Annotated in this window: 25 protein-coding genes and 1 pseudogene; 6 read left to right on the top strand and 20 right to left on the bottom strand. The window is 66.7% G+C overall.

Features of this window, described 5'->3' with window-relative positions:
• Positions 1 to 3: 3 nt before the first annotated feature.
• From HUU94_RS01080 to ubiE, 9 genes are all read right to left on the bottom strand, one after another.
• Positions 4 to 1,518 carry a SulP family inorganic anion transporter gene (locus HUU94_RS01080; RefSeq protein ID WP_174273283.1) on the bottom strand — a complete coding sequence of 505 codons (1,515 nt, stop codon included), beginning with the start codon at positions 1,516 to 1,518 and terminating at the stop codon, positions 4 to 6.
• Entirely contained in the window at positions 1,518 to 2,213 is a 696-nt protein-coding gene (locus tag HUU94_RS01075) for a carbonic anhydrase (protein WP_174273282.1), read from the bottom strand. Before HUU94_RS01075 ends, HUU94_RS01080 begins: the two co-directional genes overlap by 1 nt.
• 101 nt (positions 2,214 to 2,314) lie before the next feature.
• Positions 2,315 to 3,628: an ATP-binding protein gene (locus HUU94_RS01070; protein WP_174273281.1), complete on the bottom strand. Its 1,314-nt coding sequence runs from the start codon at positions 3,626 to 3,628 to the stop codon at positions 2,315 to 2,317.
• Positions 3,625 to 4,335, bottom strand: coding sequence for a response regulator (locus tag HUU94_RS01065; protein ID WP_174273280.1), 711 nt, complete (start codon positions 4,333 to 4,335; stop codon positions 3,625 to 3,627). Before HUU94_RS01065 ends, HUU94_RS01070 begins: the two co-directional genes overlap by 4 nt.
• Positions 4,336 to 4,543: 208 nt before the next feature.
• Positions 4,544 to 5,413 (bottom strand): tyrosine-protein phosphatase, encoded by an 870-nt coding sequence (locus HUU94_RS01060; protein WP_254601824.1) that lies wholly within the window; start codon positions 5,411 to 5,413, stop codon positions 4,544 to 4,546.
• A gap of 59 nt (positions 5,414 to 5,472) precedes the next feature.
• Positions 5,473 to 7,845, bottom strand: a complete 2,373-nt coding sequence (locus HUU94_RS01055; RefSeq protein WP_174273278.1) for a TonB-dependent receptor — start codon at positions 7,843 to 7,845, stop codon at positions 5,473 to 5,475.
• A 152-nt stretch (positions 7,846 to 7,997) separates the two neighbouring features.
• Positions 7,998 to 10,118, bottom strand: coding sequence for a catalase (locus HUU94_RS01050; protein WP_174273277.1), 2,121 nt, complete (start codon positions 10,116 to 10,118; stop codon positions 7,998 to 8,000).
• 90 nt (positions 10,119 to 10,208) lie between these two features.
• Positions 10,209 to 11,741, bottom strand: a complete 1,533-nt coding sequence (ubiB, locus tag HUU94_RS01045) for a 2-polyprenylphenol 6-hydroxylase (RefSeq protein WP_174273276.1) — start codon at positions 11,739 to 11,741, stop codon at positions 10,209 to 10,211.
• Positions 11,742 to 11,886: 145 nt separating this feature from the next.
• On the bottom strand, positions 11,887 to 12,618 hold the full coding sequence (ubiE, locus tag HUU94_RS01040; RefSeq protein WP_174273275.1) for a bifunctional demethylmenaquinone methyltransferase/2-methoxy-6-polyprenyl-1,4-benzoquinol methylase UbiE: 732 nt from the start codon (positions 12,616 to 12,618) through the stop codon (positions 11,887 to 11,889).
• Positions 12,619 to 12,664: 46 nt separating this feature from the next.
• Between ubiE and mutM the strand changes: the two genes are divergently transcribed.
• From mutM to dnaA, 3 genes are all read left to right on the top strand, one after another.
• Positions 12,665 to 13,480, top strand: coding sequence for a bifunctional DNA-formamidopyrimidine glycosylase/DNA-(apurinic or apyrimidinic site) lyase (mutM, locus tag HUU94_RS01035; RefSeq protein ID WP_174273274.1), 816 nt, complete (start codon positions 12,665 to 12,667; stop codon positions 13,478 to 13,480).
• 118 nt (positions 13,481 to 13,598) lie between these two features.
• Positions 13,599 to 13,862 (top strand): 30S ribosomal protein S20, encoded by a 264-nt coding sequence (gene rpsT / locus HUU94_RS01030; RefSeq protein ID WP_174273273.1) that lies wholly within the window; start codon positions 13,599 to 13,601, stop codon positions 13,860 to 13,862.
• A 512-nt stretch (positions 13,863 to 14,374) separates the two neighbouring features.
• Complete coding sequence (gene dnaA / locus HUU94_RS01025; protein ID WP_254601828.1) at positions 14,375 to 15,685, top strand: chromosomal replication initiator protein DnaA; 1,311 nt, start codon at positions 14,375 to 14,377, stop codon at positions 15,683 to 15,685.
• A gap of 165 nt (positions 15,686 to 15,850) precedes the next feature.
• Here dnaA and HUU94_RS01020 read toward each other — a convergent pair whose 3' ends face one another.
• The 8 genes from HUU94_RS01020 to secB all read right to left on the bottom strand — a co-directional run bounded on the left by HUU94_RS01020 (position 15,851) and on the right by secB (position 21,991).
• Positions 15,851 to 16,531 (bottom strand): DUF4136 domain-containing protein, encoded by a 681-nt coding sequence (locus HUU94_RS01020; protein ID WP_368039834.1) that lies wholly within the window; start codon positions 16,529 to 16,531, stop codon positions 15,851 to 15,853.
• A gap of 147 nt (positions 16,532 to 16,678) precedes the next feature.
• Complete coding sequence (gene trpS, locus HUU94_RS01015; RefSeq protein ID WP_174273270.1) at positions 16,679 to 17,677, bottom strand: tryptophan--tRNA ligase; 999 nt, start codon at positions 17,675 to 17,677, stop codon at positions 16,679 to 16,681.
• Between the two features lie 274 nt (positions 17,678 to 17,951).
• On the bottom strand, positions 17,952 to 18,395 hold the full coding sequence (locus HUU94_RS01010) for a hypothetical protein (protein ID WP_174273269.1): 444 nt from the start codon (positions 18,393 to 18,395) through the stop codon (positions 17,952 to 17,954).
• Positions 18,383 to 18,838 (bottom strand): hypothetical protein, encoded by a 456-nt coding sequence (locus tag HUU94_RS01005; protein ID WP_174273268.1) that lies wholly within the window; start codon positions 18,836 to 18,838, stop codon positions 18,383 to 18,385. Before HUU94_RS01005 ends, HUU94_RS01010 begins: the two co-directional genes overlap by 13 nt.
• Positions 18,839 to 18,869: 31 nt before the next feature.
• Positions 18,870 to 19,232, bottom strand: a complete 363-nt coding sequence (locus HUU94_RS01000) for a hypothetical protein (protein ID WP_174273267.1) — start codon at positions 19,230 to 19,232, stop codon at positions 18,870 to 18,872.
• A 30-nt stretch (positions 19,233 to 19,262) separates the two neighbouring features.
• Positions 19,263 to 19,751 (bottom strand): sigma factor-like helix-turn-helix DNA-binding protein, encoded by a 489-nt coding sequence (locus tag HUU94_RS00995; protein WP_174273266.1) that lies wholly within the window; start codon positions 19,749 to 19,751, stop codon positions 19,263 to 19,265.
• Between the two features lie 53 nt (positions 19,752 to 19,804).
• Positions 19,805 to 21,370 carry a murein biosynthesis integral membrane protein MurJ gene (gene murJ, locus HUU94_RS00990; RefSeq protein ID WP_174273265.1) on the bottom strand — a complete coding sequence of 522 codons (1,566 nt, stop codon included), beginning with the start codon at positions 21,368 to 21,370 and terminating at the stop codon, positions 19,805 to 19,807.
• Positions 21,371 to 21,481: 111 nt separating this feature from the next.
• Positions 21,482 to 21,991 (bottom strand): protein-export chaperone SecB, encoded by a 510-nt coding sequence (gene secB / locus HUU94_RS00985; RefSeq protein WP_174273264.1) that lies wholly within the window; start codon positions 21,989 to 21,991, stop codon positions 21,482 to 21,484.
• A 247-nt stretch (positions 21,992 to 22,238) separates the two neighbouring features.
• On the opposite strand from secB, the gene HUU94_RS00980 reads away from it, so the two are divergent.
• The 3 genes from HUU94_RS00980 (at position 22,239) to HUU94_RS12930 (ending at position 24,662) form a co-directional block, all read left to right on the top strand.
• Positions 22,239 to 22,886, top strand: a complete 648-nt coding sequence (locus HUU94_RS00980) for a Tim44/TimA family putative adaptor protein (RefSeq protein ID WP_174273263.1) — start codon at positions 22,239 to 22,241, stop codon at positions 22,884 to 22,886.
• Between the two features lie 47 nt (positions 22,887 to 22,933).
• A complete protein-coding gene (mltA, locus tag HUU94_RS00975) occupies positions 22,934 to 24,154 on the top strand; it encodes a murein transglycosylase A (RefSeq protein WP_174273289.1) in 1,221 nt (406 codons plus the stop codon).
• A gap of 202 nt (positions 24,155 to 24,356) precedes the next feature.
• Complete coding sequence (locus HUU94_RS12930; RefSeq protein ID WP_368039833.1) at positions 24,357 to 24,662, top strand: Smr/MutS family protein; 306 nt, start codon at positions 24,357 to 24,359, stop codon at positions 24,660 to 24,662.
• A 22-nt stretch (positions 24,663 to 24,684) separates the two neighbouring features.
• On the opposite strand, the gene dapE is transcribed toward HUU94_RS12930, so the two are convergent.
• The 3 genes and pseudogenes from dapE to HUU94_RS00955 all read right to left on the bottom strand — a co-directional run.
• Complete coding sequence (dapE, locus tag HUU94_RS00965) at positions 24,685 to 25,812, bottom strand: succinyl-diaminopimelate desuccinylase (RefSeq protein WP_174273261.1); 1,128 nt, start codon at positions 25,810 to 25,812, stop codon at positions 24,685 to 24,687.
• Between the two features lie 64 nt (positions 25,813 to 25,876).
• Positions 25,877 to 26,401 (bottom strand): YdcF family protein, encoded by a 525-nt coding sequence (locus HUU94_RS00960; RefSeq protein ID WP_368039832.1) that lies wholly within the window; start codon positions 26,399 to 26,401, stop codon positions 25,877 to 25,879.
• Positions 26,401 to 26,789, bottom strand: a pseudogene (locus tag HUU94_RS00955) (cell division protein FtsX); the annotation flags it as partial. The gene HUU94_RS00960 and the pseudogene HUU94_RS00955, both read right to left, overlap by 1 nt.

Here is a 26,789-nt window from a genome sequence, read left to right as displayed (position 1 = left end):
CGTTCAGCGCGACAGGCCGCGAAGGCGTTCGGCACCGCCGGCAAGCGCGATCGTCATTCCGCCCGCGCGGCGGCGCTGTAGCCAATCGTTGAGCAGTTCGGCGCTGGTGTGATCGATCTTGGAAAGGCTGCCGAGATCGAGGGTCAGCGGTTTATCGGCCGGCACCGAATCGAGCGTGCGGCTGAGCTTGGGCAGGGTCACGAAGGTCGCCGAGCCGTGCAGCGCCAGGTGGCTAGCCTGATCGGTGTGCGCCTCACGGACGCCAAGCCCAAGCTTGCGAAGGTGCGGCAACAGCTCGAGCATCGACAGGCCCAGCCCGACGAGGACACCGGTCAGCAGATCCTCGGCCACCACCGTCACCAAAGTCGCGACCCAGATCAGGGCCGGAAGCGGGCCGTAGCGATGGAAGAGATGCGTGACGTGCGAAAGGCTGACCAGCCGCCAGCCGGTGACGACCAGGATGCCGCCGAGCGCCGCCATCGGGATCTCGCGGAGCAGCCAGGGCAACAAGGCGACGAAGCCGAGAATCCACGTACCGTGGAGGATGGTCGACAGGCGGCTCGTGGCGCCCGCCTGCACGTTCGCCGAGGAGCGGACGATGACGCCCGTCATCGGCAGCGCGCCGGCGGCGCCGCACAGCAGATTGCCGATACCCTGCGCGCGCAGTTCCTTGTCATAATCGGTGCGGACCCCATCGTGCATCTTGTCGACCGCCGCCGCCGAAAGCAAAGTCTCGGCGCTGGCGATGAAGGCGATCGCAAGCGCCGTGGCATAGATCGAGGGATCGAGGAGCCTGCCGACGAAGCCGCCGTCCGGCACGACGACCGCGCTGAAGATGTTGGACGGCACGACAACGCGCGTCACTTCCAGCCCGCCGATCACCGCGACGAGCGTCCCGATGGCGACGCCGACCAGCGCGCCCGGCACCAGGCGCAGCGCGGCGGGGCGAAACTTTTCCCACGCCAGCATCGCCCCGATGGTCAGCAAGCCGATCGCGAAAGCAAGCTCGACGCTTGAAATACTGCCGATGTTGAGGCCGAGCAGGCGGCCCGGCATCGCGGCAAGGTTATCGACACCGCTCGCCAGCGGCTTGGCATCGAACAAGATGTGGAACTGTCCGACGACGATCAGCACGCCGATACCGGCAAGCATGCCATGCACCACGGCCGGCGATATGGCGCGAAACCAGCCGCCGAGCTTGAGCATGCCGGCAATGAACTGGATCACTCCGGCCAGCGTCAGGATCGGCCCCAGCGCCGAAAGCCCCTGATCGCGCACCAACTCGAACACGATCACCGCGAGGCCCGCAGCGGGGCCGCTGACCTGAAGCGGCGAACCGGCCAGCAGACCGACGACCACGCCGCCGATGATGCCGGTGAGCAAGCCTTTCTCGGGCGGAACGCCGGACGCGATCGCGATGCCCATGCACAGCGGCATCGCGACGAGGAAGACGACGATCGAGGCGGTGATGTCGCGCGTGGCGCCGCCGCTTCTCAAGCGATCGAGAACCTCGCGCATCATTCGGCTGCCACGGCGAAATCGAAGTTGGCGGCGACGCGCCGGGCGGGATGGAGCGCCGTCGGCCATGGCATTCCCTCCCGCATGGGAACGAACTGGCCGCTGTCGCCATCGAGACCCAGAACTTCGCCCGCGTGGATATCGACGAACCAGCCGTGCAGCGAAATCTCGCCGCGCGCGATACCGCTGGCGACGCAAGGATGCGTGCGCAGGTGCGCCAGCTGGGCCACGACATTTTCGAGGCTGATCGCGCGGACCAGCTCGGCATTGGTCAAGGCGGGATAGGCATGATCCACGACCGACCGCGCCGCCGTCGAATGGCGCAGCCAGGCCGCGACATTGGGCATATTCTCGACCAGGTGCGGCTCGGCGACCGCCTTCATCGCGCCGCAGTCCGAATGGCCGCAGACGATGATGTCGCGCACGCCCAGCGCCAGCACGGCATATTCGACGGTCGAGGAGACACCGCCGTTCATCTGCGCGAAGGGGGGCACGATATTGCCAGCGTTGCGGCAGACGAACAGCTCACCCGGCTCCGCCTGCATGACATGTTCCGGAACGATCCGGCTATCCGCGCAGGAAATCATCAGCGCCTTGGGCGATTGGCCCCGGCTCGCCAATTTTTCGTAAAGCTCGGCACGCGCGGGATAGACGTCCTTCTCGAAGCGCAGGACGCGACCGATCAACTCGTTCATGGCACAAAGACTCCTGAAAACCGCAGGGGGCGGCCTAGGAACAACTTAGGGATCGGATTTTGCTGCGTTGCCGCGTGAGTGTAACGAAGTTTTGCTGGGCGCTATTTTGCGCGCGGCAACCGCATCTCAACGCGCAAGCCGCCTTCGCGTCGGTTGTAGAGCGTGAGCAGCCCACCTTCCGCCTTTGCCGCCCGCGTCACGATGGCAAGCCCGAGCCCGAGCCCGCTGGTATTGCGGCTTCGCGCGGTATCGAGCCGGACGAAGGGCTGCAACACCTCCGCCATCCGATCGGGCGGAATGCCGGGACCGTCGTCGTCGACGCGGAGGATGACCGTATCGGCCTCGCGCCGCACGCTTACCCGCGCACGCTGGCCGTAATGGAGCGCATTTTCGATCAGATTGCCCACCGCGCGCTTCAGCGCGATCGGCCGCACCCTCACCTCGAGATGATCGTCGCCGCCGTAGGACGCATCTTCGCCGCGATCGGTGGCATCATCGACGATGGTTGCCGCCATGACCGCAAGATCCGTGAGCACCTGCGGCTCCGGATCATCCTCGCCACCGAGAAAGGAGAGCAGCGATCCCACCATCCCTTCCATCTCGCTCACGTCCCCGGCAATGGCGCGGCGCAGCATGGGATCGGCGATCCCGTCGGCGCGCAATTGCAGCCGCGCCAACGGCGTGCGGAGATCATGACCGACCGCCGCCAGCGCCTGGGTTCGCGAGCTTATCAACTGGTGGATCCTCTCCTGCATCGCGTTGAAGGCGCGGATCACGCGACGTACCTCGCCCGGCCCCGCTTCGGGCAAGGTCAGGCCGCCGGTCCTGCCGATCCGTTCCGCGGCACGCGCGAGCATCTTCATCGGGCGCAGCGTATGACGGAACAGCAAGGCGCCAAGGATCAGCAGCGCCAGCGCGGGCAGCAGCGCCAGCACGACGCGGTGCCACCCCGGCTGGCCGTCGTCGATCGGCGCGACCGCGCGAAAGCGCAGCCATGTGCCGTCCGGCAGCTTGAGCGCACCGAACAATTGCGGCTGCCGGCCTACGGCGACGAGGTGAACGCGCAGATCGCTGCCGGCGAGGCTCGGCTCCCATTCGAGCACGCGTGCATAGGCCTCGCCGCGCTCGCCGCCGAGTGCAGCGGCCATCCGGGTCGATCCCGTCCAATGAACGTCATACCGATTGGTGGTCAGCCGCGCGGCCATCGCCGGCCGGGCCGCCATCGGCTGTTCCGAAAGCAGCTTGCGCGCGATCACCAGATGCTCCGCCAGCCGATGCGCTTCGTCCTCGCGGATCAATGCACGGCTGGATCGCTCGTAGAGGACGGTGCTGGCGACGAATTCGATCGCCAGCGTCAGCAACAGGATCGCCAGCAGACGGCCGAGCAGGCCGATCGGACGGGCATGAAATTTCAACGCCGCGTCAGAGCCGCGTTGAGCATGTAGCCGATGCCGCGAACCGTGATGATCGGCGCCTCCTTGCCCGCGCTGGAGAGTTTGCGGCGCAGGCGGCTGACGAGCACGTCCACCGAGCGATCCGAGCTGTCGCCCATCCGCACGCGCGAAAGCTCGATCAGCCGCTCGCGCGCGATCACCCGTTGCGCATTGTCGATCAAGGCCGACAGCAGATCGAACTCGGCACCCGTCAGGTCGACGACACCCCCGCTTGGCGAAAGCAATTCGCGGCGTGGAAGCGAAAGCGTGAAGCCATCGAATTCGACGATCCCCTTGCCGCGATCGGCGCGCCGATCCTCGGCCCCGCCCCGGCGAAGCACGGCGCGGACGCGCGCGATCAGCTCGCGCGTGCCGAAGGGCTTCGGCAGATAATCGTCGGCACCCAGCTCGAGGCCGACGACGCGATCGGTCTCGCTGCCCTTCGCGCTGATGAAGATGATCGGCACCTCGCTTTCGCGGCGAAGCGCGCGGCAGAGATCGATCCCGCTCGTGCCCGGCAACATGATATCGAGCAGGACCAGATCGACCGGCCCGGCCTCCATGGCGCGCCACATTTCAGGTGCCGTCGCGCACGACCGCACGCTATAGCCATTCTCCTGCAAGGCCCGCGCGGTCAGCGTTCGCAGCGCGGGATCGTCTTCGACCAACACGATCGCCGGCGATGTCATGTTCGTTGCGCTCGCCGACGAGGACTTCGTATCGAACGCTGCATAGGCCCCCCAAATCGGTCCGCGCGCTAATCCAGGCGACGGGCATACGGCCTGCATAGCCTCGATCGATCGAGGCACTCCTTACAAGCGCGCGACGGGCTGGCAAATCGAAAGGTCCATACCGGTGCCCGCCACGCCGCGCGCCGCGCCCTTAGGACGGCAAGCGCTATGCCGATCGCGCGTTCGTCAGATAGAGGGCCCGCAGCCGGGCCAGATCCGCTGGCGAGAGGCCGAGCTCGTCCCTGAAATAGCCTGTCGCGCCATCCTTGTGTCGATCGACCACAGCCAGCGCCGCCTCGATATAGCTTCGGTCCGCCGCCAGCATCGACCTCATCGCCTGCGGCGGCAATCCGGCCATCGGGCTGGCCGGGTTCGGTGTTGTGTTTTTGGCCATGAAGCTCGCCGGGTTGAGGTAGCGATTGGTCAGCCGATAATCTTCGATCACCGTCGTGCGCGGCACACCGAGCGCGGTCAGCAGCAAGGCCGCCGCGATGCCGGTGCGATCCTTGCCCGCCGAGCAGTTGAACGCCAGGGGCGCGTGGCCGGCGAGCAGCTCGGCGAACATGCGGCGATACTGGCTGTTGAACTGGGCCAGCAGCCGTGGATAGGAAGCCGTCATCGCGGCGCGAATCTGCGTGTCCGTCCATGTTTTCGGATCACCCCGCGGCATGAAACGCCGGTCCATCTCATAATCATCACTCAAGACGCGGGGTGCACCCGTGGCCGGCCAGACGACCGGTTCATTGGCACGTTCATTGCTGTCCCGGAAATCGCAGACGACCCGGATGCCGAGTCCCTCGAGATAGCGATAGTCGGCGTCGGTAAGCCCGTGCATCGAGCCCGAACGGTAGAGTATATTCCATTTCACCATACGGCCATCGGCCGAGCGATAGCCGCCCAGATCGCGAAAGTTGCGGCCCCCTTGCAGCGGCAGCAAGCGCTGGTGGGACGTGGAAGCCGGCGCGAGAGCCTGCGCCTGCGCCGCCGCCTGAACGCCGAGAGACGGCGCCGCGAGCGCGGGCAGGGCCAGCGCCACCGGAACGATCCTGAACCAGCCGATCGAATTACGCATCTTAGTTTCTCCCAGTCTGCTTCTCAGAATTTGACCTGACCCTGCACGCCGAAGGTCCGCGGTTCGTTGAAAAAGCCGTTGAGGCCGCTCGTGGGACTGAGCGCCTTGTAGAACAGATGCTGCTCGTCGAAGAGGTTGCGCACCCAGAACGACATGGTCAGCGTCGCGCCCGCCTGCGCTATCGCGATGTCGGCCAGAGCGATGTTGCCGTTGACGAGGAAGGCCTTCTCGCTCTTCGGCTGATAGACGTTCGCGGGATTGTTCGGCCCGATATAGAGCGGATCGACCGAATTGTTGTAGAAGCCCGAATCGTAATTGCCGTCGAGGTGCGCGCGCAGAGTCGCGCCGCGGATCGGCAGCTCATAGTCGATCGAGCCGCTTGCCGAATCGGCGGGCGTGTTGGTCTGGTAGATCGGAACCGCTACCGTGCTGACCGCGCCGGCTGCATTGGGATAGGGATTCACCGTCGCTGGAATGCGCACATATTGATGTGCGTAGGATAGCGAGAGGGTCAGGCCGCGTACCGGCGCGATCGTCAGTTCCGCCTCGACGCCCCGCAGGCGACCCTTGCCGGGTGCGTTGATCGTCGAGGTGGTCGTCCGCGTCGTGCGCACTCCCCCGGTCTCGTAAGGCCGGCTGAAATCGACCTGGATGTCCTTATAGGTGCCTATGTAGCCGGCGATATTCAGGCGGACATGGCGATCGAACAGCTCGGTCTTGGCGCCGATCTCGAATATCGAGACCGTCTCCGGATCGAACCGGTCATATTCCTGCGAGCGCGAGTTGGCGCCGCCCGATTTGTAGCCGGTGCTCCACTTCCCGTAGGCGTGGATATCGCGCGTGAGATCGACCGCGAGGTTGACCATGGGATCGACCCGCGATGTCGCGATATCGAGCGGGATCACGCGCGAGACGCCGTTGCGATCGACCGGCAGCGCTCCGTTGACGATGAAGAGCTCGCCGTGCTTGCTGTCGCGCGTCCAGCGCAGCCCGCCGGTCAGATGGATCGCATCCTCGAACAGGTCGGGCGTGTAGGTCGCCTGGCCGAACGCGCCGATGCTGGTGGTCCTGACGCGGCTGGCCCGATCTATCGAGATCGCGTTGAAATCCGGTATCGAAAGGATCGCATAAGCGGAGCCGGCGGCATTGGTGAACTGGTTGGTGTTGAACGCCTGGGCGTTGTCGTTGACCTTCTCACGATAATAAAGCGCTCCGGCAACGAACTTGAGCCGCCGCAGATCGCCGATCGCCTGGATTTCCTCGCTTATCTGATTCTGATGGAACTGCGCGAGGCTGTAGCGGCCGAAGCCGGCGCCGGTGAAGATGCCCGTGGCATTTGACAGCGCCGTCGCCGCCGAGCCGTTGTCATACTGGCTCTGCGACAGGGAACGGTAGGCCGAGATCGACTTCAGCGTGAGGTACGAGGCGGCGGCATATTCCAGCGTCAGCCGGTGGCCGCTCACCTTGCCGACGCTCGGCTGCTCCGGCACGCCGACGTTGGCGACGGTCGCCCGCGAGGGCTGCAGCGTGCCGAGGGCCGCCTGCCTGTTGGTGCCCGGCGCGATCAACTGCAGGTAGAGCGAGGTGGATGCATCGTAGGAAGTATCGAACGAATAGTCGGCCGAGAAGCTCGGGCTCATCGTCCAGAGCGCCTCTGCGTGAACGCCGCGCTTGTCATATTCGTTGAAGCCATGAGCGCCGGCCAGCGGATTTTTCTGGATCGGATCGCGGTGCGCGACGACGCCGTCCAGCTTGATGGCGATGCCGTTGAAGCTCGGGAGGTCGGCGTGGATTTCGGACTTGTAGCTGCCGTAATTGCCCAGGCCGGCGATGGCGTTCAGGTGGAACTCGCCGGACGGCCGCTTGGTGGTGATGCTGACCGCGCCGCCTTCGGTGTTGCGGCCGAACAGCGTGCCCTGCGGGCCCTTCAGTACCTCGATGCTCTGGACGTCGAACAGCGCCGTGCCGAGGCTCTGCGGGCGCCCGAGATAGACGCCATCGACGTAGACGCCGACACCTTGATCGCGCGCCGGCTGGTTGCCATCGGAAAGCACGCCGACGCCGCGAATATTTACGATCAGGGACGAGTTGCGCGAATAGAAAGGCGCGACCTTCAGTCCGGGGATCGTGCCGTCGCCGAGATCTATCAGCGAGACGACATGCCGGTCCTGAAGACCCTTGGCATCCAGAACGGAAATCGAGATCGGCGTCTTTTGCAGGCTCTGCGGGCGCTTCTCCGCCGTCACGACGATATCGGTGAGTTCCTGCGAGTCGGGGGTGGCCGCGCCGGTCATCGGTACTGCCGGATCGGCCGCTAAACCCGGTGTGCCCGCGATGCCGGCGCCGAGCGCGGTTGCCGCCAGCAGTCCGCACCAAAAGGTCCGTCTCGTCGTCATTTCCCCAATCCCCCGATGATCGAGGCACGCCCTTGAAGCGATTGGGCGTCAGGAGAATGAAGCTTTTATGAGAGTCCCGACACAGCAGCTAGTGGCCCTATCGTCGCACGACCGCCCGAACCGAAGGGCCCGGGCGGTCATGGCATTTCGGGTCAGGCGAGCGTGCGGACCTTGGGCTCGCGCGCCCAGACCCGCTTGGCCGCCGCGGCGATGAAGCCTTTGCCGTCGAGCGCTATCACGCCCTCGTCGGGCTCGACGCCCGCCTTGTCGAGCAGGGGCTTGGCCCCGGCGGTATGGCCGATCGCCTTGAGATGCCCGAAAGCGTCCATGACGAACTGAACCGCGGCACCTTCCTTGAGCAGCATCTTGCAGCCGTCGTCCGAAAGCGCGACCGCGATCGCATCGAACAGCACCGATGGTCCGCCGGCGAGCTGGAAATCCGCCTTGAGCAGCGATCCATCCGACATTTTCGTGCCGCCGATCTTGGGCGCGACGATCACCGGCCTGCCGCCGGCGTCGCCGATGTCGCTCGTCAACGTATCGACGAGATCGGCGTCGGAGCCGTCGGCGATCAGGATCGCGATCGTCCTGCCCTCGATGGTCTTCGGCGTCAGCGGCCCTTCGATGATGCGCAACGCGGGCGAGGGATCCATGTCCCTGACCGGCGCCGCGGACGGCGAGGCGGCGGGCACCGGCATGTTGAGACCGTCGGCGACGCGCTCGGCCAACGACGGATCGACGTTGACGAGGTTCGACAGCACCCGCGTGCGGACATGCTCCAGTCCCACTTTCGAAAGCTCGAACACCAGAGCCGAGGCGAGATGCGCCTGCTCAGGTGCGGCCAGCGAGCGAAAGAACATCCGCGCCTGGCTGTAATGGTCGGCAAAGCTCTCCGCGCGGACGCGAAGCTTCTCGCCTTCCTCGTCCGGACCGGTGAAGGCGGTCGCGCTCTTGTAGCCGGTCGCCGGGCATTCACGCGGACCCGGCTCGTCGCCCGGGCGGACCTCGCCATCGGCCTGGAGGCCGTTGGGCTCGTAATTGGTGCGGCCCTTCGGGATCTGCGTCTGCATCTTGCCGTCGCGCTGGAAGTTCATGACCGGGCATTTCGCGGCGTTGATCGGGATCTGGTGGAAGTTGGTCGTCCCCAGCCGCGAGTTCTGCGTGTCGAGATAGGAGAACAGCCGCCCCTGGAGCAGCGGATCGTTGGAGAAGCCGATGCCGGGGACGATGTTGGTGGGCAGGAACGCGACCTGCTCGGTCTCGGCGAAGAAATTGTCGGGATAGCGATCGAGGACCATCCGGCCGACGATGCGGACGGGCAGCACCTCCTCCGGGATCAGCTTGGTCGAATCGAGCACATCATAATCGAGCCCATCGGCGAACGCCTTGTCGAATATCTGGAGGCCGAGCTCCCACGTCGGGAAATCGCCACGATCGATCCGTTCGAACAGGTCGCGCCGCTGATGGTCGGGATCGGCGCCGGCGATCTTCACCGTCTCGTCCCAGATCGTCGATTGCAGCCCGGCTTTGGGCTTCCAGTGAAACTTGACGAATTTGATCTCGCCGGCTTCGTTGATCATCTGGAAAGTGTGGACGCCGAAGCCCTCCATCGTCGCGAACGAGGCGGGCAAAGTGCGGTCGCTCATCGCCCACATGATCATGTGGGTCGATTCGGGCATCAGGCCGATGAAGTCCCAGAAGGTGTCGTGCGCCGATGCCGCCTGCGGATAGCCGCTCTGCGCCTCCATCTTTACCGAGTGGATCAGATCGGGGAACTTGATCGCGTCCTGGATGAAGAAGACCGGGATATTGTTGCCGACCAGATCCCAATTGCCCTCCGTCGTGTAGAATTTGACCGCGAAGCCGCGCACGTCGCGCGGCGTATCCACCGATCCGGCGCCACCCGCGACGGTCGAAAAGCGCGTGAAGACGGGCGTCTTGGTGCCCTTCTTGAACAGCACGGCCTTGGTGATGTCGGAAATGTCGTCGGTCGCCTCGAACGTGCCATGCGCGGCCGAACCACGCGCGTGGACGATCCGCTCGGGGATGCGCTCGTGATCGAAGTGGAAGATCTTCTCGCGGAGGACGAAATCCTCGAGCAGCACCGGCCCGCGCGCGCCGGCCTTGAGCTGGTTCTGGTTGTTGGAGATGCGGACGCCATGATTGGTGGTCAGGTGCTGAGCGCCGTCGTCATGCGGCCCACTGGCCGGAATATGCTGGTGGGTTTCGCCGCCATTGCCCTGATCGGTTTCGAAACCCGGTGCGCTCGCCATCTTGCTGATCCTCCTAGAAGAAACCGACCAACAAACGGCGCGCGCTTTGGCTGCGCGCACTTTTATCCATCAGAGCGATCAAGCGCTCGATCAGAAGAAGAGGCGAGCGATCTCCATTCCCGCCATCAGCGCCACCAGCGCGATGACCAGGTAGCGCCACCCGCCGCCGATCCGCACGACCTCCACCTGCCGCAGCGGGGGCGGGGGAGGGGCGGCGCCCGGCGCGGGATAATGCGCCTCGATCCGTCTCAGCAGCTCGGGCAGGCGCGCCAGCGTACCCAGGTCCTGATGGATGCGATCGGCAAGCCAGGCCTCGGGTCCGAGCTCGGAACGCAGCCATTCCTTCACGAACGGGCCGGAGACGTCCCACATGTTGATGTCGGGATCGAGCATCGAGGCGACGCCCTCGACCATCACCATCGTCTTCTGGAGCAGCAGCAGGTGCGGCTGGGTCACCATGTCGAAGTCGCGCGTGATCGCGAACAACCCGTCGAGCATCTGCCCGACCGAGACGTCCTTGACCGGCAGCCCGCGAATCGGCTCGCCGACCGCCCTGAGCGCCGTGGTGAACTCGGCGAGATTGTGGTGCGGGGGGACGTAGCCTGCCTCGAAATGGATTTCCGCCACGCGCTGATAATTGCCCGTGACGAGGCCGTGGAGGATTTCGGCAAGCCACAGCCGCGCCTGCCGGTTGACGCGCCCCATGATGCCGAAATCGATCGCGCAGATGCGCCCGTCTGCCAAGGCGAACAGATTGCCCTGGTGGAGATCGGCGTGGAAGAAGCCGTCGTCGATCGCCTGGCGCAGGAAGCCGCGCACCAGTGTCGAGGCGAGCTGGTTCATATCATGCCCGGCGGCGATCAGCGCGCGGCGATCGGAAAGCTTGATGCCGTCGATCCACTCCAGCGTCATCACGCGGCGGGTGGTGCGGCTCCAGTCGATCGCGGGGACGGTGAAGCTCGGCTCGGCGGCCATATTCTCGGCAAGCTCGCTCGCCGAAGCCGCCTCGCGCCGCAGGTCGAGCTCGCGCAGCGTCCATTGCCGGAAGGTGGCGATGGTGAGGCGCGGGCGCAGCCGTGCGAGCTCGCCGCCGAACGCCTCGGCCTGCGCGGCCGCCCATTCATAGGTCTCGATCGCGCGATGCAGGTCTTCCTCGATCCCGGGCCGCAGCACTTTGACCGCGACGCGCCGCCCCTCGGTCGTGACCGCGCGGTGGACCTGCGCGATCGATGCGGCGCCGACCGGCTCCTCCTCGAACGATGCGAACACGGCCGCGATCGGCTTTTCGAGGCTTGTCTCGACCGCGGCGCGGATGCGCGCGAAGGGCACCGGCGGCACGGCATCCTGCAACCGCGCGAGGTCCGTCGCCGCCGCTTCGCCGACGAGATCGGGGCGCGTCGCCAGCGCCTGCCCCAGCTTGATCGCAGCGGGCCCGATCGCCTGAAACGCATCGGCATAGCGCGGCACCGCCGGCACGCGCGCGCCGAACCTTGCCACGCGCACGAGACGGCGGACGGCGGCGGGTGTGTTGGGATCGCGCTCGATCCCCCGCAGCGCGCCATGTTTTGCGAGAATGCGGCCCCAGCGGAGCAGGCGCCAGCCATGGGTGAGCGCGGAGGTCAAGGTTCCTCACCGGGACGGGGAGGGGGACTGGCCGCAGGCTGGTGGAGGGGGTTCTCCACCAGCGTTGCCCGCGATCGTGAGCCCCCTCCATCCCTCGCCCCGCGAGCGGTCCCCCTCCCCGTGCCAGGGAGGAGCGCGGCGGCGATCATATCTTCCAGCCCGAGTGGATCGCGACCAGTCCTCCGAGGATCGGCTCGGCCTTGACCTGCACGAAGCCCGCCTCCGCGATCATCGCCTTGAAGCGTTCCATGTCAGGGAAGCGGCGAATCGATTCGACCAGATAGCGATAGCTGTCCTCGTCCCGCGCGATCGCTTTGCCGAGCCTGGGCACGACCTCGTGCGAATAAGCATCGTAGATCTCGCGGAAGCCCGGCCATGTCGTCGTGGAAAATTCGAGGCAGAAGAAGCGCCCGCCGCGCTTCAGCACGCGGTGCGCCTCGGCCAGCGCTTCGTCGATATGCGTGACGTTCCGGACGCCGAACGCGATCGTGTAGGCATCGAAGCGCGCATCTTCGAAGCGCAGCGTCTCGGCATTCTGTTCGCTCCATTCGAGCCCCTTGATGCCGCGCGTTTCGGCGCGCTTCCGCCCGACTTCCAGCATTGCCGAATTGATGTCCGACACGGTCACCGCGGCACCACGCCTGTGCAGGCGGAAGGCGATGTCGCCGGTGCCGCCCGCCATATCGAGGATGCGCTCGCCGGCGCGCGGCTTCACCCGTGCGAAGAACTGGTCCTTCCACAGCCGGTGCATCCCTGCCGACATCGCATCGTTCATGATGTCGTACCGCCGCGCGACGCGCGCGAAGACTTCGCCGACTTTCTCGGTCTTCTCGGCGGGGGAGACCTCGGTGTAGCCGAAGGAGACGGTTTCGCTCATGCGCCGGGCCATAGCGGGGCGCACCGCGATGGGCTAGCGGGCGGACATGCCCGAACTTCCCGAAGTCGAGACGACGGTGCGCGGCCTGCGCCCGGTGCTGGAAGGGCGCAGGCTGACGCGTGTCGAAGCGCGCCGCGCCGATCTGCGGCGGGCGATCCCGGTCGATCTGCGTCAGCGGCTGACCGGCGCGATCGTCATCGGGCTCGCGCGGCGCGCCAAATATGGGCTGATCGATACCGATCGTGGCGACACCCTGATCTTTCACCTCGGCATGTCGGGGCGCTGGCGCGTCGATCCGGACGAACTGGGCAAGCACGACCATCTCGTGCTGGAGACCGACGCGGGACGGCAATTGTCGCTGTGCGATCCGCGCCGCTTCGGATCGCTCGATCTGATCGCGACCGCCGAGCTTGCGAGCTTCCCCGCCTTCGCCGCGCTCGGCCCCGAGCCGCTGGGGCCGGATCTCACGCCGGCCCTGCTGGCCGGGCGGCTGGGGGGGCGGAGCGCGCCGATCAAAGCGATGCTGCTCGATCAGCGGATCGTCGCGGGGCTTGGTAACATCTACGTCTGCGAGGCGCTCAACGTCGCGCGGATCGATCCGCGCGCGCCTGCGGGTTCGCTGTCGCTCGCCAGGCTCAAGCGGCTGGTCACGGCGATCCACGCGGTGCTGGAAGCGGCGATCGATGCCGGAGGATCGACGCTGCGTGATTATGCGCGTCCCGATGGCCAGCTCGGCTATTTTTCGAAGCAGTTCCGCGTCTACGGGCGCGAGGGCGAGCGCTGTCCCTGCGGCAAGGGCGTTGTCCTGCGTCAGGTCGATGCCGGCCGGTCGACCTTCCGGTGTCCCGCCTGCCAGCGTTGACCTTTTCGACGGCTGGCTATAGAGGGCCGGCGACGCGGCGCGGGCATGCCTGGCGCCGCATTCCCGTTTCAGTCGTCCAATCTACCAGTCGTCCCAATCCAGTCGAGGTCTTTGAAGAATGGCGAACACGCCGCAAGCCAAGAAGCGCATCCGTCGCAACGATCGCCGCGCCGTCGTCAATGGCGCGCGCGTCAGCCGCATCCGCACCTTCCTCAAGAAGGTCGAGCTGGCGCTGACCGAGGGCGACAAGTCCGCCGCCGCCGAGGCGCTCGCCGCGGCACAGCCCGAGCTGATGCGCGGCGTATCGAAGGGCGTGCTCCACAAGAATACCGCCTCCCGCAAGTTCGCCCGGCTCACCAAGCGCGTCTCCGCGCTCGGCTGAAATTCCTCCATTTCGGACGGCATTCGAGGCCCGTCGATCGGTTGCGATCGGCGGGCTTTTTGCTGCGTGCGCGAAGTGCCCGACATCTATCAGAAAACGCATGATTCTTGTTGTCGGGAAACAGAAAGTGCAGATAAATCAGTAGTTTATATGATCGCCGAAGGGGGATCGAGGCGAGAGGTTCTGTCAACCCGATATATTTCCGTTCGATGACAATTGGAGCGCTTGATCGATGCGCGCCGATCTCCCTACAGTCGAATCGCCCGGCCGATGATTCTTCGGCGGGGCCACCAAAGTTTTAGTCGGGCCAGCGCGCGCGGGGGGCCGTGGCGCAAAGGACATTCCACTGTGAATCGCCGTGCCGGCAGCTCCTGTCGGCGCGAACGGGAGAGATGCGCGTGCGTCAGGCAACAACGTCCCATGCCGGTCTTGCGCAAGCCGGAGAGCGGGACCGAAAGGACGATGGTGCCGATCGCGCCGCCGAAGCGGCCTGGGAAGCCGTCCGCCAGAGCCTGCGTCAGAGCTGCGGCCAGCGCACGTTCGATGGCTGGCTGAAGCCGCTCGTCCTAAGCGGCTGCGACCTGGCCGCAAGCGAGGTGCGGCTCGCGGCGCCCTCCGCCTTTCTCGCCAACTGGGTGCAGACGCATTTCGCCGAGCAGCTCGCCGCCGCATGGCGCGCCGCCTTGCCAGCGATCGCCCGGGTGGTGGTCGAATCGAAGCCCGACGCGACGGGACGGATGACGTTCACCGCGGACCCGGAGCCGGCCGCCCCTGCCGAGGCGCCGCCCGTGGAGATCAACGGCAGCACGCTGGAGGCGCGCTACACGTTCGATGCCTTCGTCGTCGGCAAGGCCAACGAGCTCGCCTACAATGCCGGCAGGACATTGGCCGAGGGCGGGCGCGTCGCCTTCAATCCCTTATTCCTCCACGGCGGCGTCGGGCTCGGCAAGACGCACCTGATGCACGCGATCGGCCACGAATATCGCGCGCGCCATGCCTCGGCCAAGGTCATCTACATGTCCGCCGAGAAGTTCATGTACGAATTCGTCGCGGCGATGCGCGCCAAGGATACGCACAGCTTCAAGGCGCGGCTGCGCACCGCCGATCTGCTGATGATCGACGACGTCCAGTTCATCGCCGGCAAGGAATCGACGCAGGAGGAATTCTTTCACACGATGAACGAGCTGATCTCGGCGGGGCGCCGTCTCGTGATCAGCGCGGATCGCTCTCCTCAGAATCTCGAGGGGATCGAGAATCGCATCCTTTCGCGACTGTCGTGGGGGCTGGTCGCCGACGTCAACGCCGCCGATTTCGAGCTGCGGTACAATATCATCCTCAAGAAGCTCGAATCGCTGCCGTCGGCGATCGTGCCCAACGAGGTGGTGATGTTCCTCGCCAAGCGGATCAGCGCCTCGATCCGCGAGCTGGAGGGCGCGCTGCATCGCGTGCTGGCCTTCGCGACCTTGTCCAATCGCGCGATCGATCTAGATTTCACCCAGGAGGCGCTCGCCGATCAACTGCGCGCCAGCCAGCGGCGCGTGACGATCGACGAAATCCAGCGCCGGGTCTGCGAACATTTCCGTATCCGCCAATCGGAAATGGGATCGGCGCGGCGCGCGCGCGACGTCGCGCGGCCGCGCCAGATCGCGATGTATCTCGCCAAGCAGCTCACCCAGCGCTCGCTGCCCGAGATCGGGCGGCGCTTCGGCGGGCGCGATCACACGACGGTGATCCACGCCGTGCGCAAGATCGAGGAATTACGCGCCGCCGATGCCGAGATCGACGCCGACGTGCGCCTGCTGATGCGGCAGTTGGAGAGCTAGAGGCTCTCCTGTTCAAGCTGAACGTCACCCCGGCCTCGAGCCGGGGTCCCGCTGCCTGCCAACGCTGAAGAAGAAGCGGGACCCCGGCTCAAGGCCGGGGTGACGAGGGTTATACGTCAACAGGGCAGACTCTAAACCCCTCGATAATCGCACTCTCTAGGCTGCTCAGACCCCGTTGCGATTGATCGGTGCGTTGACCGATCCCGGCCTGGGCGGTGGCGGCACGGTGATCAAGACATCCTCGCCCGACCGACCGGGAAACCCCGTGAACATCGCCTCGATGAGATTGGGGACGAGGTGTTGCAGGCTGTCGTCGGTGGACCGTGCCTTGGCATGCCCTTCGAAGAGCATGCGGCCGTCAGCGCCCGTAATCCGCATTTCGAGCTGGCTGACGTAATAGGTATAGCTCTGCACCTGCGTGCCGCCGAAAGGCTGATACCAATAGGGATCGTTCCAGCCGCCGTACCAGCCGCGACCACGAAAACCGCCGCCGAAGCCGCCATATCCACCAAAACCGCCATAGCCCCAGGAGCCGCCCCACGGACCATAGCCACCGCCGTAGCTGACGACCTTTTCATGGCCATTGTCGACGCCGTAACCGACATTGACCAGCAGGGTGGCGCCGCGCCGGCTTGGTGCGGGCTGATAGCCCTGTTCGGCGAGGCGCGCCGCGATCTGACGCGCGTAGATCGAGAATTCGAGCCCGCCTTGCAACGCGGGATCGGCCGACTGGACCCAGAATGTCTGGCCCTGCGGCGCCGGCATCGCCTGAAAGCGCGAGACATTGGCGCGGAACGCCAGCGGGGCGCAACCCGCGACCGCGAGCAGCGCGATAGGAGCGGTCAAGGAAAGAAGTGTGCGGCGGAGAGACATTTTCTACGATCCCAACGAGTTATGCGCCTGCCTACGGCATCGCGAATGAACGGGCATTGAACGTCTGGTGAACACCGCCGGTTGCGCGGTTCGTCGCATCTCGCATGCCGCGACAGCATCTCACAGCCCAAGCGCCTGATAGGCCTTGGCGAGCGTCGGCGCGGCGATGGCGCGCGCGCGTTCGGCGCCGCGCGCGAGCAGGCGATCGAGTTCGGCGGTATCGCGCACCAATTCGGTGAGCCGCGCGGCGATCGGCGCGAGCCTGGCCACCGCGAGATCGGCGAGCGCGGGCTTGAAAGCGCCGAACCCCTGGCCCGCGAAGCGTTGCAGCACCTGCGCGTTGGTCTCGCCCGCCAGCGCGGCATAGATGCTGACCAGATTCTTCGCCTCGGGCCGCGCATCCAGCAAGGCCGGATCGTCGGGCAGCGGCTCGGGATCGGTGCGCGCCTTGCGGAGCTTCTGCGCGATCGTATCGGCATCGTCGATCAGATTGATCCGGCTCATGTCCGACGGGTCGGACTTGGACATCTTGGCGCTGCCGTCGCGCAACGACATCACCCGCGCAGCACCCGGCGGGATGATCGGCTCGGGCAAGGTGAACAGGTCGGTGCCGGTATCGGTGTTGAACTTGGCGGCGATGTCGCGAGCCAGTTCCAGATGCTGCTTCTGATCCTCGCCGACGGGAACGTGGGTCGCCTGGTAGAGCAGGACGTCGGCGGCCTGGAGCACGGGATAGGTATAGAGCGCGACGCTCGAGCCTTCGCGGTTCTTGCCGGACTTGCTCTTGAACTGCGTCATGCGGTCGAGCCAGCCGACGCGCGCGGTGCCGTTGAGCAGCCACTGGAGCTGGACATGCGCGGCGACGTCGCGCTGGCGGAAGAGGATCGCGCGCTCGGGATCGATCCCGCAGGCGATCAGCGCCGCGGCCATCTCGCGAATACCGCGCGCGAAGGCGATGGGCTCCTGATGCTCGCTGATCGCGTGAAGATCGGCCAGGAAGAACAGGCAGTCGTCGCCGGGGCCCATCGCCTCCTGCATCGCCACCCAGTTACGGATCGCACCTAGATAATTGCCGAGGTGGAGATTGCCGGTAGGCTGGATGCCGGAGACGATGCGCATCCGGAGCCTCTCCGACATGCGCCGGGACTGGTCAAGCAGACGGAACCTCGGTCCCGCAGGATCACACCCGAATTGCGTTTCTCATGACGGACCGCCAAGAGCTTACGAGCATTGCTCATACCGAGGAGGCGTCGTCACAAGAAGGTATGACCGAGAAAAGCGAGACTTTGAGGCAAGTCCAAGAGGCTTTGAAGCTTTCCCTCCGCGAGCTCGATGCCGCAGGTCTGGCGATGCACGCCGTCGCGCACATTCAATGGGCGATCGATCTGCTCGGTCAGGAGGCCGAAGAGGGAGAAGTATCGCTGGATCGGAGGTAAGCGATCATGCGGTCGCGGCCTTCGGCGGTCAGCGAAATGTGGATATCGTCGCCGTCGTTGAAATCCTCCTTGCGCTGGACGAAGCCCGCTTTCTCGAGATTCGCGACAAAGCGCAGCGCCGTCGCGGCGGAGACGCCGCTGGCAATCCATCCGCTGGAGAGCGCGACCGGTTTACCCCGGTCTTCCGCCAGGAACAGGTCGAGAAGAATGTCGCGGGACGGCTCGCCGAACAGGTGCTGGCCGAAGAGATGCTCCATTTTGCGTCTGCCCTTAAGCTCGTGCATCGCGGTTTCCCGGACGGCCATCGGCGTCCCGCGCACGACACGCCTGCGTCTTGCGAGCGCACCGGCGGACGATCGCAGCAGCGCCAAGAGGCTCGCGGCTTTCTTCACGACCGGCATCGCCTGATCCAGGACGGATCGCGCCCGGTCGCGGCGAGCCTGCGCTGGTGGCGATAGACGCCCGCCGCGATGCAGCCGAGCATGATGTAGGCCGGCAGGGCGAGCGCGAAGCTGTATCCCAGCACCGCGACGTCCGGCGCAAGCGCCTTGATGACGTGAACGGATATGCCCGCGAGCTGGGCGCCCGTCACGGCCATCGGCCAGAAACGATCCGCCAGTTGCGAAACGGCGGCGAAGGCGACGAGCACGGCCATGTCTACCATGAAGACCAACTCTTCCACTGCATGAAAACGGGCGGCCGGGGGCGAGTAGGACAGAAAGGTCAGCGCCGATCCCAGCAGGATGATGGCGGCGTCAGCACGCTCCGGCGCACCCCCTCTGACCGCCGCATACAGGCAGCAGGAGAGCAGGAGGACGTTATAGACATAGGCATGCCAGGGCATGGCGTTCCCGCATCACCTGCCCCTTTCGAGGTCAAGCGGCCTTGGTGCCGCCGACCACGCGGAGCGTATCGGCCGTCTCGCGCTGCGGGGCGCACATGCTCCAGCTTTCGTCGCCGATGCCGACGATCCGCAGGTCGAGGTCCTTCTTCGCCTGCTCCAGATGGCGATGGCATTGCGCGAGCTGCATGAGGCTGTCCACCACCGCCGCTTCGGCTTCGGACGCGCTGTTCAGCGTTTCGAGACCGTAGAGCAGGGGAAGTCCGCCCGCCCGCTTGAAAGCGTGAAGCTTGGTCTTGAAGAGCGCATGCTCCTCGAGGAACGCGATGCCCTTGGTCTCCAGGGCCTTGAGGCCCGCAACGGCGTTCATCGCGGCGATCGTCGCTTCGCTGTTCATATCGTCATCCCCCGCGCCGTGAGGGGCGCGCTAAAGAGGCTTTCGCCCCTGTGAAATATAGATTTGCCCGACCGTACCGAGTTGGGCGAGCGCGCTTGCCAGAAGCGCGATGAAGAGAAGCACCATCAGCGCCGCCCCGAAGGTCAGCACCAGCTTCTGCGTCCCCGTCAGGTCATTGCGTTCCCCTCGGCCCTTCAACAGCCCGATGATGCGCTGTCGAAGCGACAGAAGGCCGGGAGCCGCCGTGTCGGGAACCTGTTCGTTCGTACCTGTACGATTGTGTAGCCACCCCTCATGTTCGCCGAGGAAGCGGGCGGCATCGCGCGCGCTGTTCGTGCCGAGCTTGGCCTTGGCCGCGGTGAGCCGCTGGGCCACGGCGGACTTGCTCACGCCGAAGGTGCGGCCGATCTCGTCGAAGCTGTGGTCGAGCACCAGGCGAAGAGCATCGCGCTCCCTGTCGGTCAGCTCTTGCAAGCCCTGTTCCCGCACGTTCCCCGCCTCCGCAAGAATCCGGCGCAAGGTAGAGCCAGCGATGGCCCCGAGTCGAATTGAGGATTGCGCGATGTCGGCGATCAGCCCCGGCGTCGCGTAAATTGCGCCCTGAACTCGGCGGGGCGGAAGGCGCCGAGCAGGAAGGCGGCGGCGAAATAGACGGCGGCGGCGGCGATCATCAGCGCGCCGAGCCATAAGGCGCGTTCGAGCAGGTCGCGCGTCATGTGCGGGGCGAGGAAAGGGTTGGCGGCGATCAGCAGCGCCGCCATCGCCAGCGTCGCGAGCAGCAGCTTGCCCGCGCTGCGTTTGAGCCGCGCATCGATCGTGAAGTGGCCGCGCTTGCGCAGCGTCCACCAGAGCAGCCCGGCGTTGACCCAGCAGGACAGCGCGGTCGAGAGCGCGAGACCGACATGCCGCATCGGCCAGATCAGGATGAGGTTCATCGCGAGGTTCGAGGCCATCGCGATGAGCGCGATCCGCACCGGCGTCCGGGTGTCGGCGCGCGCATAGAAGCCGGGGACGAGCACCTTGATCAGGATATTGGCGGGCAGGCCGATCGAAAAAGCGGCGAGCGCGGCGGCGCTGGCGGTCGCGTCATAAGCGGTGAAGGCGCCGTGCTGGAGCAAGGCGCGGATGATCGGGCCGGCGGCGATCATCAGCGCGGCGGTCGCGGGAAGCGTGAGAACCAGCACGAGTTCGACCGCGCGGTTCATCGTCACGCCCGCGCCCTTGTCGTCGCCCGCGCCGATTTGCCGTGACAGACCGGGGAGCATCGCCGTTCCGACGCCGATGCCGATCAGCGCGAACGGCAATTGATTGAGGCGATCGGCATAATAGAGATAGGAAACCGAGCCCTGCGGCAGGAAGCGCGCGGCGAGGCTGGTGGAGATCAGCAGGTTGAACTGCACCGCCCCCGCGCCGAGCGCCGCCGGCCAGATGATCCTGAGCAGCGCGCGCACCCGGGGGTTGAGGCGCGGACGGCGGAGCGTCAGCCCGGTCCCCGCGCGATCGCATGCCCAGATCAGCCAGCCGAGCTGGAACACGCCCGAGACGGTGACGGCGATCGCCTGCGTATGCGCGGTCTCGATCGCGGTATCGCCGCGGAAGAAGAGCAGCCCGGCGATCATGCACAGGTTGAGCAGGATCGGCGCCGCCGCGTTGACCCAGAAGCGATCGACCGAATTGAGGATGCCGCCCATCAGCGAGACCAGGCTGATCAGCGCGAGATAGGGAAAGGTGATCCGGGTCAGCGCGACCGCGAGATCGAACTTGTCCGGCCCGCCGTCGGGGAAGCCGCCCGTCATCGCCCACACCACCGGCCCCGCCAGCACCATCATCGCGACCGTCAGGATCAGCACGGCGGGGAAGAGGATCGCCAGCACCTCGTCGGCGAAGCCTAGCGCCGATCGCAGCCCGCCTCCCTTGCGCCCGAACTCGCGGTTGAACGCCGGCACGAAGGCCGAGGAAAAGGCCCCCTCGGCGAACAAAGCGCGGAACAGGTTGGGCAGCCGCCAGGCGATCAGGAAGGCGTCGTTCGCCAGCCCCGCGCCGACATATTGCGCCATCAGCATATCGCGCACGAAGCCCGCGACCCGGCTGACCAGAGTCAGCCCGCCGATCGTCGCGGTGTTGCGGACGAGGCTCATGCGATCGGGCCCTCTCCCCATCGGGAAGAGGGCTGGGGGGAGGGCAATAGCGGAAATGTCAGCATCGCCGGACTCCCACCCCGATCCTCCCCCTAAAGGGAAGGAAGCAAGTTACGCCTGGCCGGCGGGCTCGGCGGCGGCGAGCGCTTCGGCCTGGCCGTTCTGCTGCGCATAGAGCGCGCCGAAGTCGATCGGATCGAGCATCAGCGGCGGGAAATTGCCGTCGCGAATCGTATCGGCCACGACGCGGCGCGCGAAGGGAAACAGCAGTTGCGGCGCCTGGGCATAGAGGAAGGGGTGCAGCGCCTCGTCGGGCACATTGCGCGCGCCGAACAGGCCGGCATAGACGAGCTCGACCTGGAAAGCGGTGGTGCCCGCGATCTTGGCCTTGACCTCGATCTTCATCGCCACCTCGTGCACGTCGTCGGCGATCTTCGTCGTGCCGATATTGAACTGCACATCGATCTCGGGTTGCCCCTGAAGCTGATACACGCCCGGCGCGTTGGGGTTTTCGAACGACAGGTCCTTCGCATATTGCGCGATCAGCCCGAGCTGCGGGCCGGTGTCGGCGCCATTGGGCTGGGGATCGAAACCCGGGGTCAACGCATCATTCTCGGCCATCGCTGGGCATTTCCTCGCAAGATGATTGCGCCCCGCGCGGGTGGGCGCGGCGGCGGGCGAAGCGCTAGCAGCGTGCCCCGCCGGGGGCAATGCGGAACGCTGTGCTTGGGGGGCGCTGGTATAGGGCGGAACCCTGCGGCGGGCAGGGGCGTATAGCGTGCACGCGTGCCGCTTTGAAACTTGGGCGCCGCTCGCTATGGAAGAATTAGCGCGGCGCCTCCGGAAGAGGCGGCCGCCAGGAGGCCGGGTGTCCACGATCATCATCCTTGCAATGGTTTTCGTCTTTGTCGCGTTGCGACTGTGGAGCGTGCTGGGTCGCCGCACGGGCCATGAGCAACCCCTCGCAAAGCCCGAACATGTGCCCGTGATGCGCGGCGTGCCGCTGTCGCGCGGGGCTGCCGAGCCCGCGCAGGTGACGAGCGAGCAGCCGGGCAACGCGCCGGGCGCCACCGCCGGGTTGCGCGCGATCGCGGCGGCGGATTCTAGCTTCGATCTCGCGCGTTTCGTGGAGGGCGCCAAGGCCGCCTATCGGATGATCCTCGAAGCTTATTGGTCGGGCGACGAGAGCCGGCTCAAGGAGCTCGTCGATGGCGAGGTGGCGGAGGCCTTTTCGGCGGCGATCGCCGAGCGCAAGGCGGAGGGGCTGGTGCTCGACAATCGCCTCGTATCGATTGACGCCGCGCATATCGAGGATGCCAGCGTCGAGGCGCAGACCGCGCACATCCGCGTGCGGTTCGATGCCGACGTCGCGGCCGTGACCCGGGATGCGGAGGGCAAGGTCGTCGCCGGATCGCTGGAGGATGCGGTGCCGACGCACGACGTCTGGACCTTCAGCCGCGCGCTCAAGGCGGCCGATCCCAACTGGACGCTGACCGAGACCGACGAAGCCGCGTGATCGGCGGAAGGGTGGGCGGTCTGAAGCTTCCCCAAGTACCGGCGAGGATCTCGCGGTGGCTGGGCCTAGGCTTACTCTCTCTCCTGGCGGCTTGTGCCTCGACGCCGAGACGCCCCCCGCCCGACATCGCGCATCCGCCCTTGCGGCCGACCCCCGTGACCCCGGTGCAGCCGCCCAAGCCGACCACCGCCGCTCTGGCCGGCGTACGCGCCGGGCCGGCGATCGAGAGCCTCGGGCTCACCGCCGAAAGCGCGCGCGGGGCGCTGGCGGCGTTTCGCCTGTCCTGCCCGGCGCTGGTACGGCGTGCCGACCCCAGCGAGCTGACGCGTCAAGGCGACTGGACGGCGGTGTGCGCCGACGCGATGACGCGGCTCGACGTCGACGGCCCCGATTTCTTCGCGCGCTGGTTCGAGACGGCGGTGATCGGCGACGGCGCGAGCTTCGCCACCGGCTATTACGAACCCGAGATCATGGGCTCGCGCACCCCCTATCCCGGCTACGACACGCCGATCTATCGCCGTCCGCCCGATCTCGTCGATGCGGAATTCACCGCCAATCCGAACGGGCCTACCGGGCGCAAGCAGCGCGGGCGGATGCAGGACGGCCAGCTCGTTCCCTATTACGACCGCGCCGCGATCGATGCGGGCGCGTTGGCGGGGCAGGGACTGGAGATCGCCTGGGCGCGCGATCCGATCGAATTCTTCTTCCTCCAGATCCAGGGTTCGGGGCGGCTGCTGCAACCCGACGGCACGGTGATGCGGATCGGCTATGATGGCCAGAACGGCCGCGAATATCTCGCGATCGGACGGTCGATGCGCGATCGCGGCCTGCTCGGCCCCAACCAGCTTTCGATGCAGGGCGTGATGGCGGGGCTGCGCGCGCAGCCCGATGGCGGCCGCGCGATCATGGAGGAGGACAAGAGCTATATCTTCTTTCGGGAGGTGGTCGGGCCCGGCCCGCTCGGCGCATTGGGGGTGCAGGTGGTGGGCCACGTCAGCGTCGCCGCCGATCCCAAGTTCATTCCGCTCGGCGCGCCCCTGTTCCTGACGATGGATCGCGCGGAGGCGAGCGGCATCTGGGTGGCGCAGGATACCGGCGGCGCGATCAAGGGCGCCAACCGCTTCGATACCTTCTGGGGCGCCGGGCAGAGCGCGCGGACGATCGCGGGCGGCATGTCGGCACGGGGGCGCGCATTGCTGCTGCTGCCCAAGGGCACGGTCGCGCGGCTGAGGGCGATGGGCGATGGCGAGGCATCGGCTCAGCGCTGAGGAAGAGGCGCTGTGGGCGCGGGTGGCTGCGACGGTACATGCCTATCGACCCGTGGCGGTGGCGGCCGTTCCGATTGAGGGCACGAAGGCAGAGGCTGGCGTTGCTCTCGCGAAACCGTTGCGACCGGCCCCCGGCCCGCGCCGGGGAACGGAGAGGACGAAGGCGCCCGGAGACACGCTGGACGGGGGCTGGGATCGGCGCTTGCGGCAGGGCGTCGTCGCGCCCGATCGGACGATCGATCTCCACGGCCATACGCTGGCGACCGCGCACGCGGCGCTCGATCATGCGCTGGAGCAGGCGATCGCGGACGACGCGCGGCTGGTGCTGGTGATCACCGGGCGCGCAAGGCCGCAGGATGCGCAGCCGAGACGAGGGCTGATCCGCGCGGCGATCGGCGATTGGCTGGCAGCCTCGCCTTATGCGGGGCGGATCGCGGCGATCCGCAACGCGCATCCCCGGCATGGCGGAGGCGGGGCGCTCTATGTGGTGCTGCGGCGGCGACGCTGACAATTGTATCAAGCCGCTCGATCTAGCTCGAAACGGCCCGCTCGATGATCGCGGCGTAGGTATCGGCCAGCGCGTGCAGGTCGGCCACCGCCACTGCTTCATCCAATTTGTGCATCGTCGCGTTGACCAGCCCAAACTCGATCGTCGGCGCCAGCGCCACGAGGAAACGTGCGTCGGATGTGCCGCCGCTGGTCGAATGTTCGGGCGTGATCCCGAGCCTGTCCCGGATCGCCGCCGCCACCAGATCGGAGAGGGGGCCCGGATCGGTACGGAAAGCCTCGCCCGAGATGCGCGCCTCGACCTGGGCCGCCGGGCTGATTTCGGCGACGGTCTGCTTGACCCGCTCGACCAACGCCGCGCCGCTATGGAGATCGTTGAACCGGATGTTGATCCGCGCGCGGGCCGTGCCGGGAATGACGTTGGCCGCAACGTTACCCGTGGCGATATCGGTGACTTCGAGGTTGGAGGGCTGGAACCACCCGGTTCCCCGATCGAGCTCCAGCGCCGCCAGCGCGCCGACGATGCGCGCGAGCACGGGCACCGGATTTTCGGCGAGGTGCGGGTAAGCGACATGGCCCTGCCTGCCCGGCACTATGATCGTCAAGTTGACCGATCCGCGCCGGCCGATCTTGATCGTATCGCCCAGCCGCGTCGCGGAAGTAGGTTCGCCGACCAGGATCATGTCGGGGCGGACGCCGCGCTCGGCCATCCAGTCGATCAGCGCGGGCGTGCCGTAAGTGGCGGGGCCTTCCTCGTCGCCGGTGATAATCAGGCTGAGCGTTCCCGCCTGTCCCGTACGCGAGGCGGCGGCGGCGAAGGCGGCGATCGCGCCTTTCATGTCGACGGCGCCGCGCCCGTGGAGCAGATCGCCGCGGATCGCGGGCGTGAAGGGATCGCTTGCCCAGCCCGCGCCGGGCGGCACGACATCGGTATGGCCCGCGAAGGCGAGGTGCGGACCCTGCGTTCCCCGGATCGCGAAGAGATTGGCGATCGGGCCATCGGGCGCTTCGCCCGATCGCAGGCGGTGGACCGTGAAGCCGATGCCTTCCAGAGCCTCGGCCAGCACGCCTTGCGCGCCGCCATCGGCGGGCGTGACGCTGTTGCAGGCGATCAGCCGCGCAGTGAGGTCGACGGGATCGATCGCGTGCATGGCGTAGGGGCGTAGCGCTGCCGCCGCACCTTGCCTAGCCGGCGCCCCGCCTTCCAGCGGCCGCTCAATATCCGACGATCATCGCCGCCCGCCGGAGCAGATATTTGTCATATTCGCGCGCCAGGGCCGCCAGACCGGGCTCGCCGCGCACGCCATCGGGCAGGATCGCGATATCCTTGCCCAGCACGCGCGCCAGCTCCAGCCGCGCGCGGCGCATGTGCCAGTCGGCGGTCACCAGCCGGATCGATCGATAGTGATGCGCCGCAATCCACGCCGCCGCTTCGTCCGCGTTGGTCCGCGTATCGACCGCGCCGCGCCCGAGATCGACCAGCCGCATCAGCGCATCGGGGACATGGTTGGCGCGCGCGATCGCCTGGGCATCGACGCGCGGATCGACCCCCGAGATCAGCAGCCGATCGGCCTTGCCCGCCTTCAGCACCTGCAAGCCGCGCGCCAGCCGCCCGGGGCCGCCGGTGAGCACGATGATGCCATCGGTGCGGCGCAGGTCCGCCGGTGGCGGCAGGATCGTCGCGAACAGCGCCAATCCCAGCGTCCAGAGCAACGCCAATGTCGCGATCAGGCGCAGCATCACGGCGCCTTCGCCAGCCGCGCGAGCACCACCGCGCGGGTCATCGCGACGGCAGCGCCCGCCAAAAGCAGCGGAATCGCCGCGAGCGCGGTCCAGTCGCTCGCATGGAGGCCGGTTCCGGTCATGCCGCCCTTATCGAGCCCGCCGAGCTTCGCCGCAATGAACAGGATCACGCTTGTGCCCAGCCCGAACCCCAGCGCCGCGCCTGCCAGCGCTTCGGCGCCGATCCGCCTTTCCAGCAGGCGCGAAAGCTGGCGATCGGTCGCCCCCAGCGCATGCAATATATCGGCCGCCGCCCGGTGCGCGGCGAGCGCGGCATGCGCGGCGAGCCCGCTCGCCAGCAGCGCCGAAAAGGCCGCGACCAGCGCCACCGCGACCGCTACCCGAT

It is taken from the genome of Sphingomonas bacterium (assembly GCF_903644055.1).
In the GTDB taxonomy this organism is placed as follows: Bacteria; Pseudomonadota; Alphaproteobacteria; order Sphingomonadales; family Sphingomonadaceae; genus Sphingomonas_I.
The sequence above is the reverse complement of the archived record's forward strand: the minus strand, read 5'-3'. Positions and strand labels throughout refer to the sequence as shown.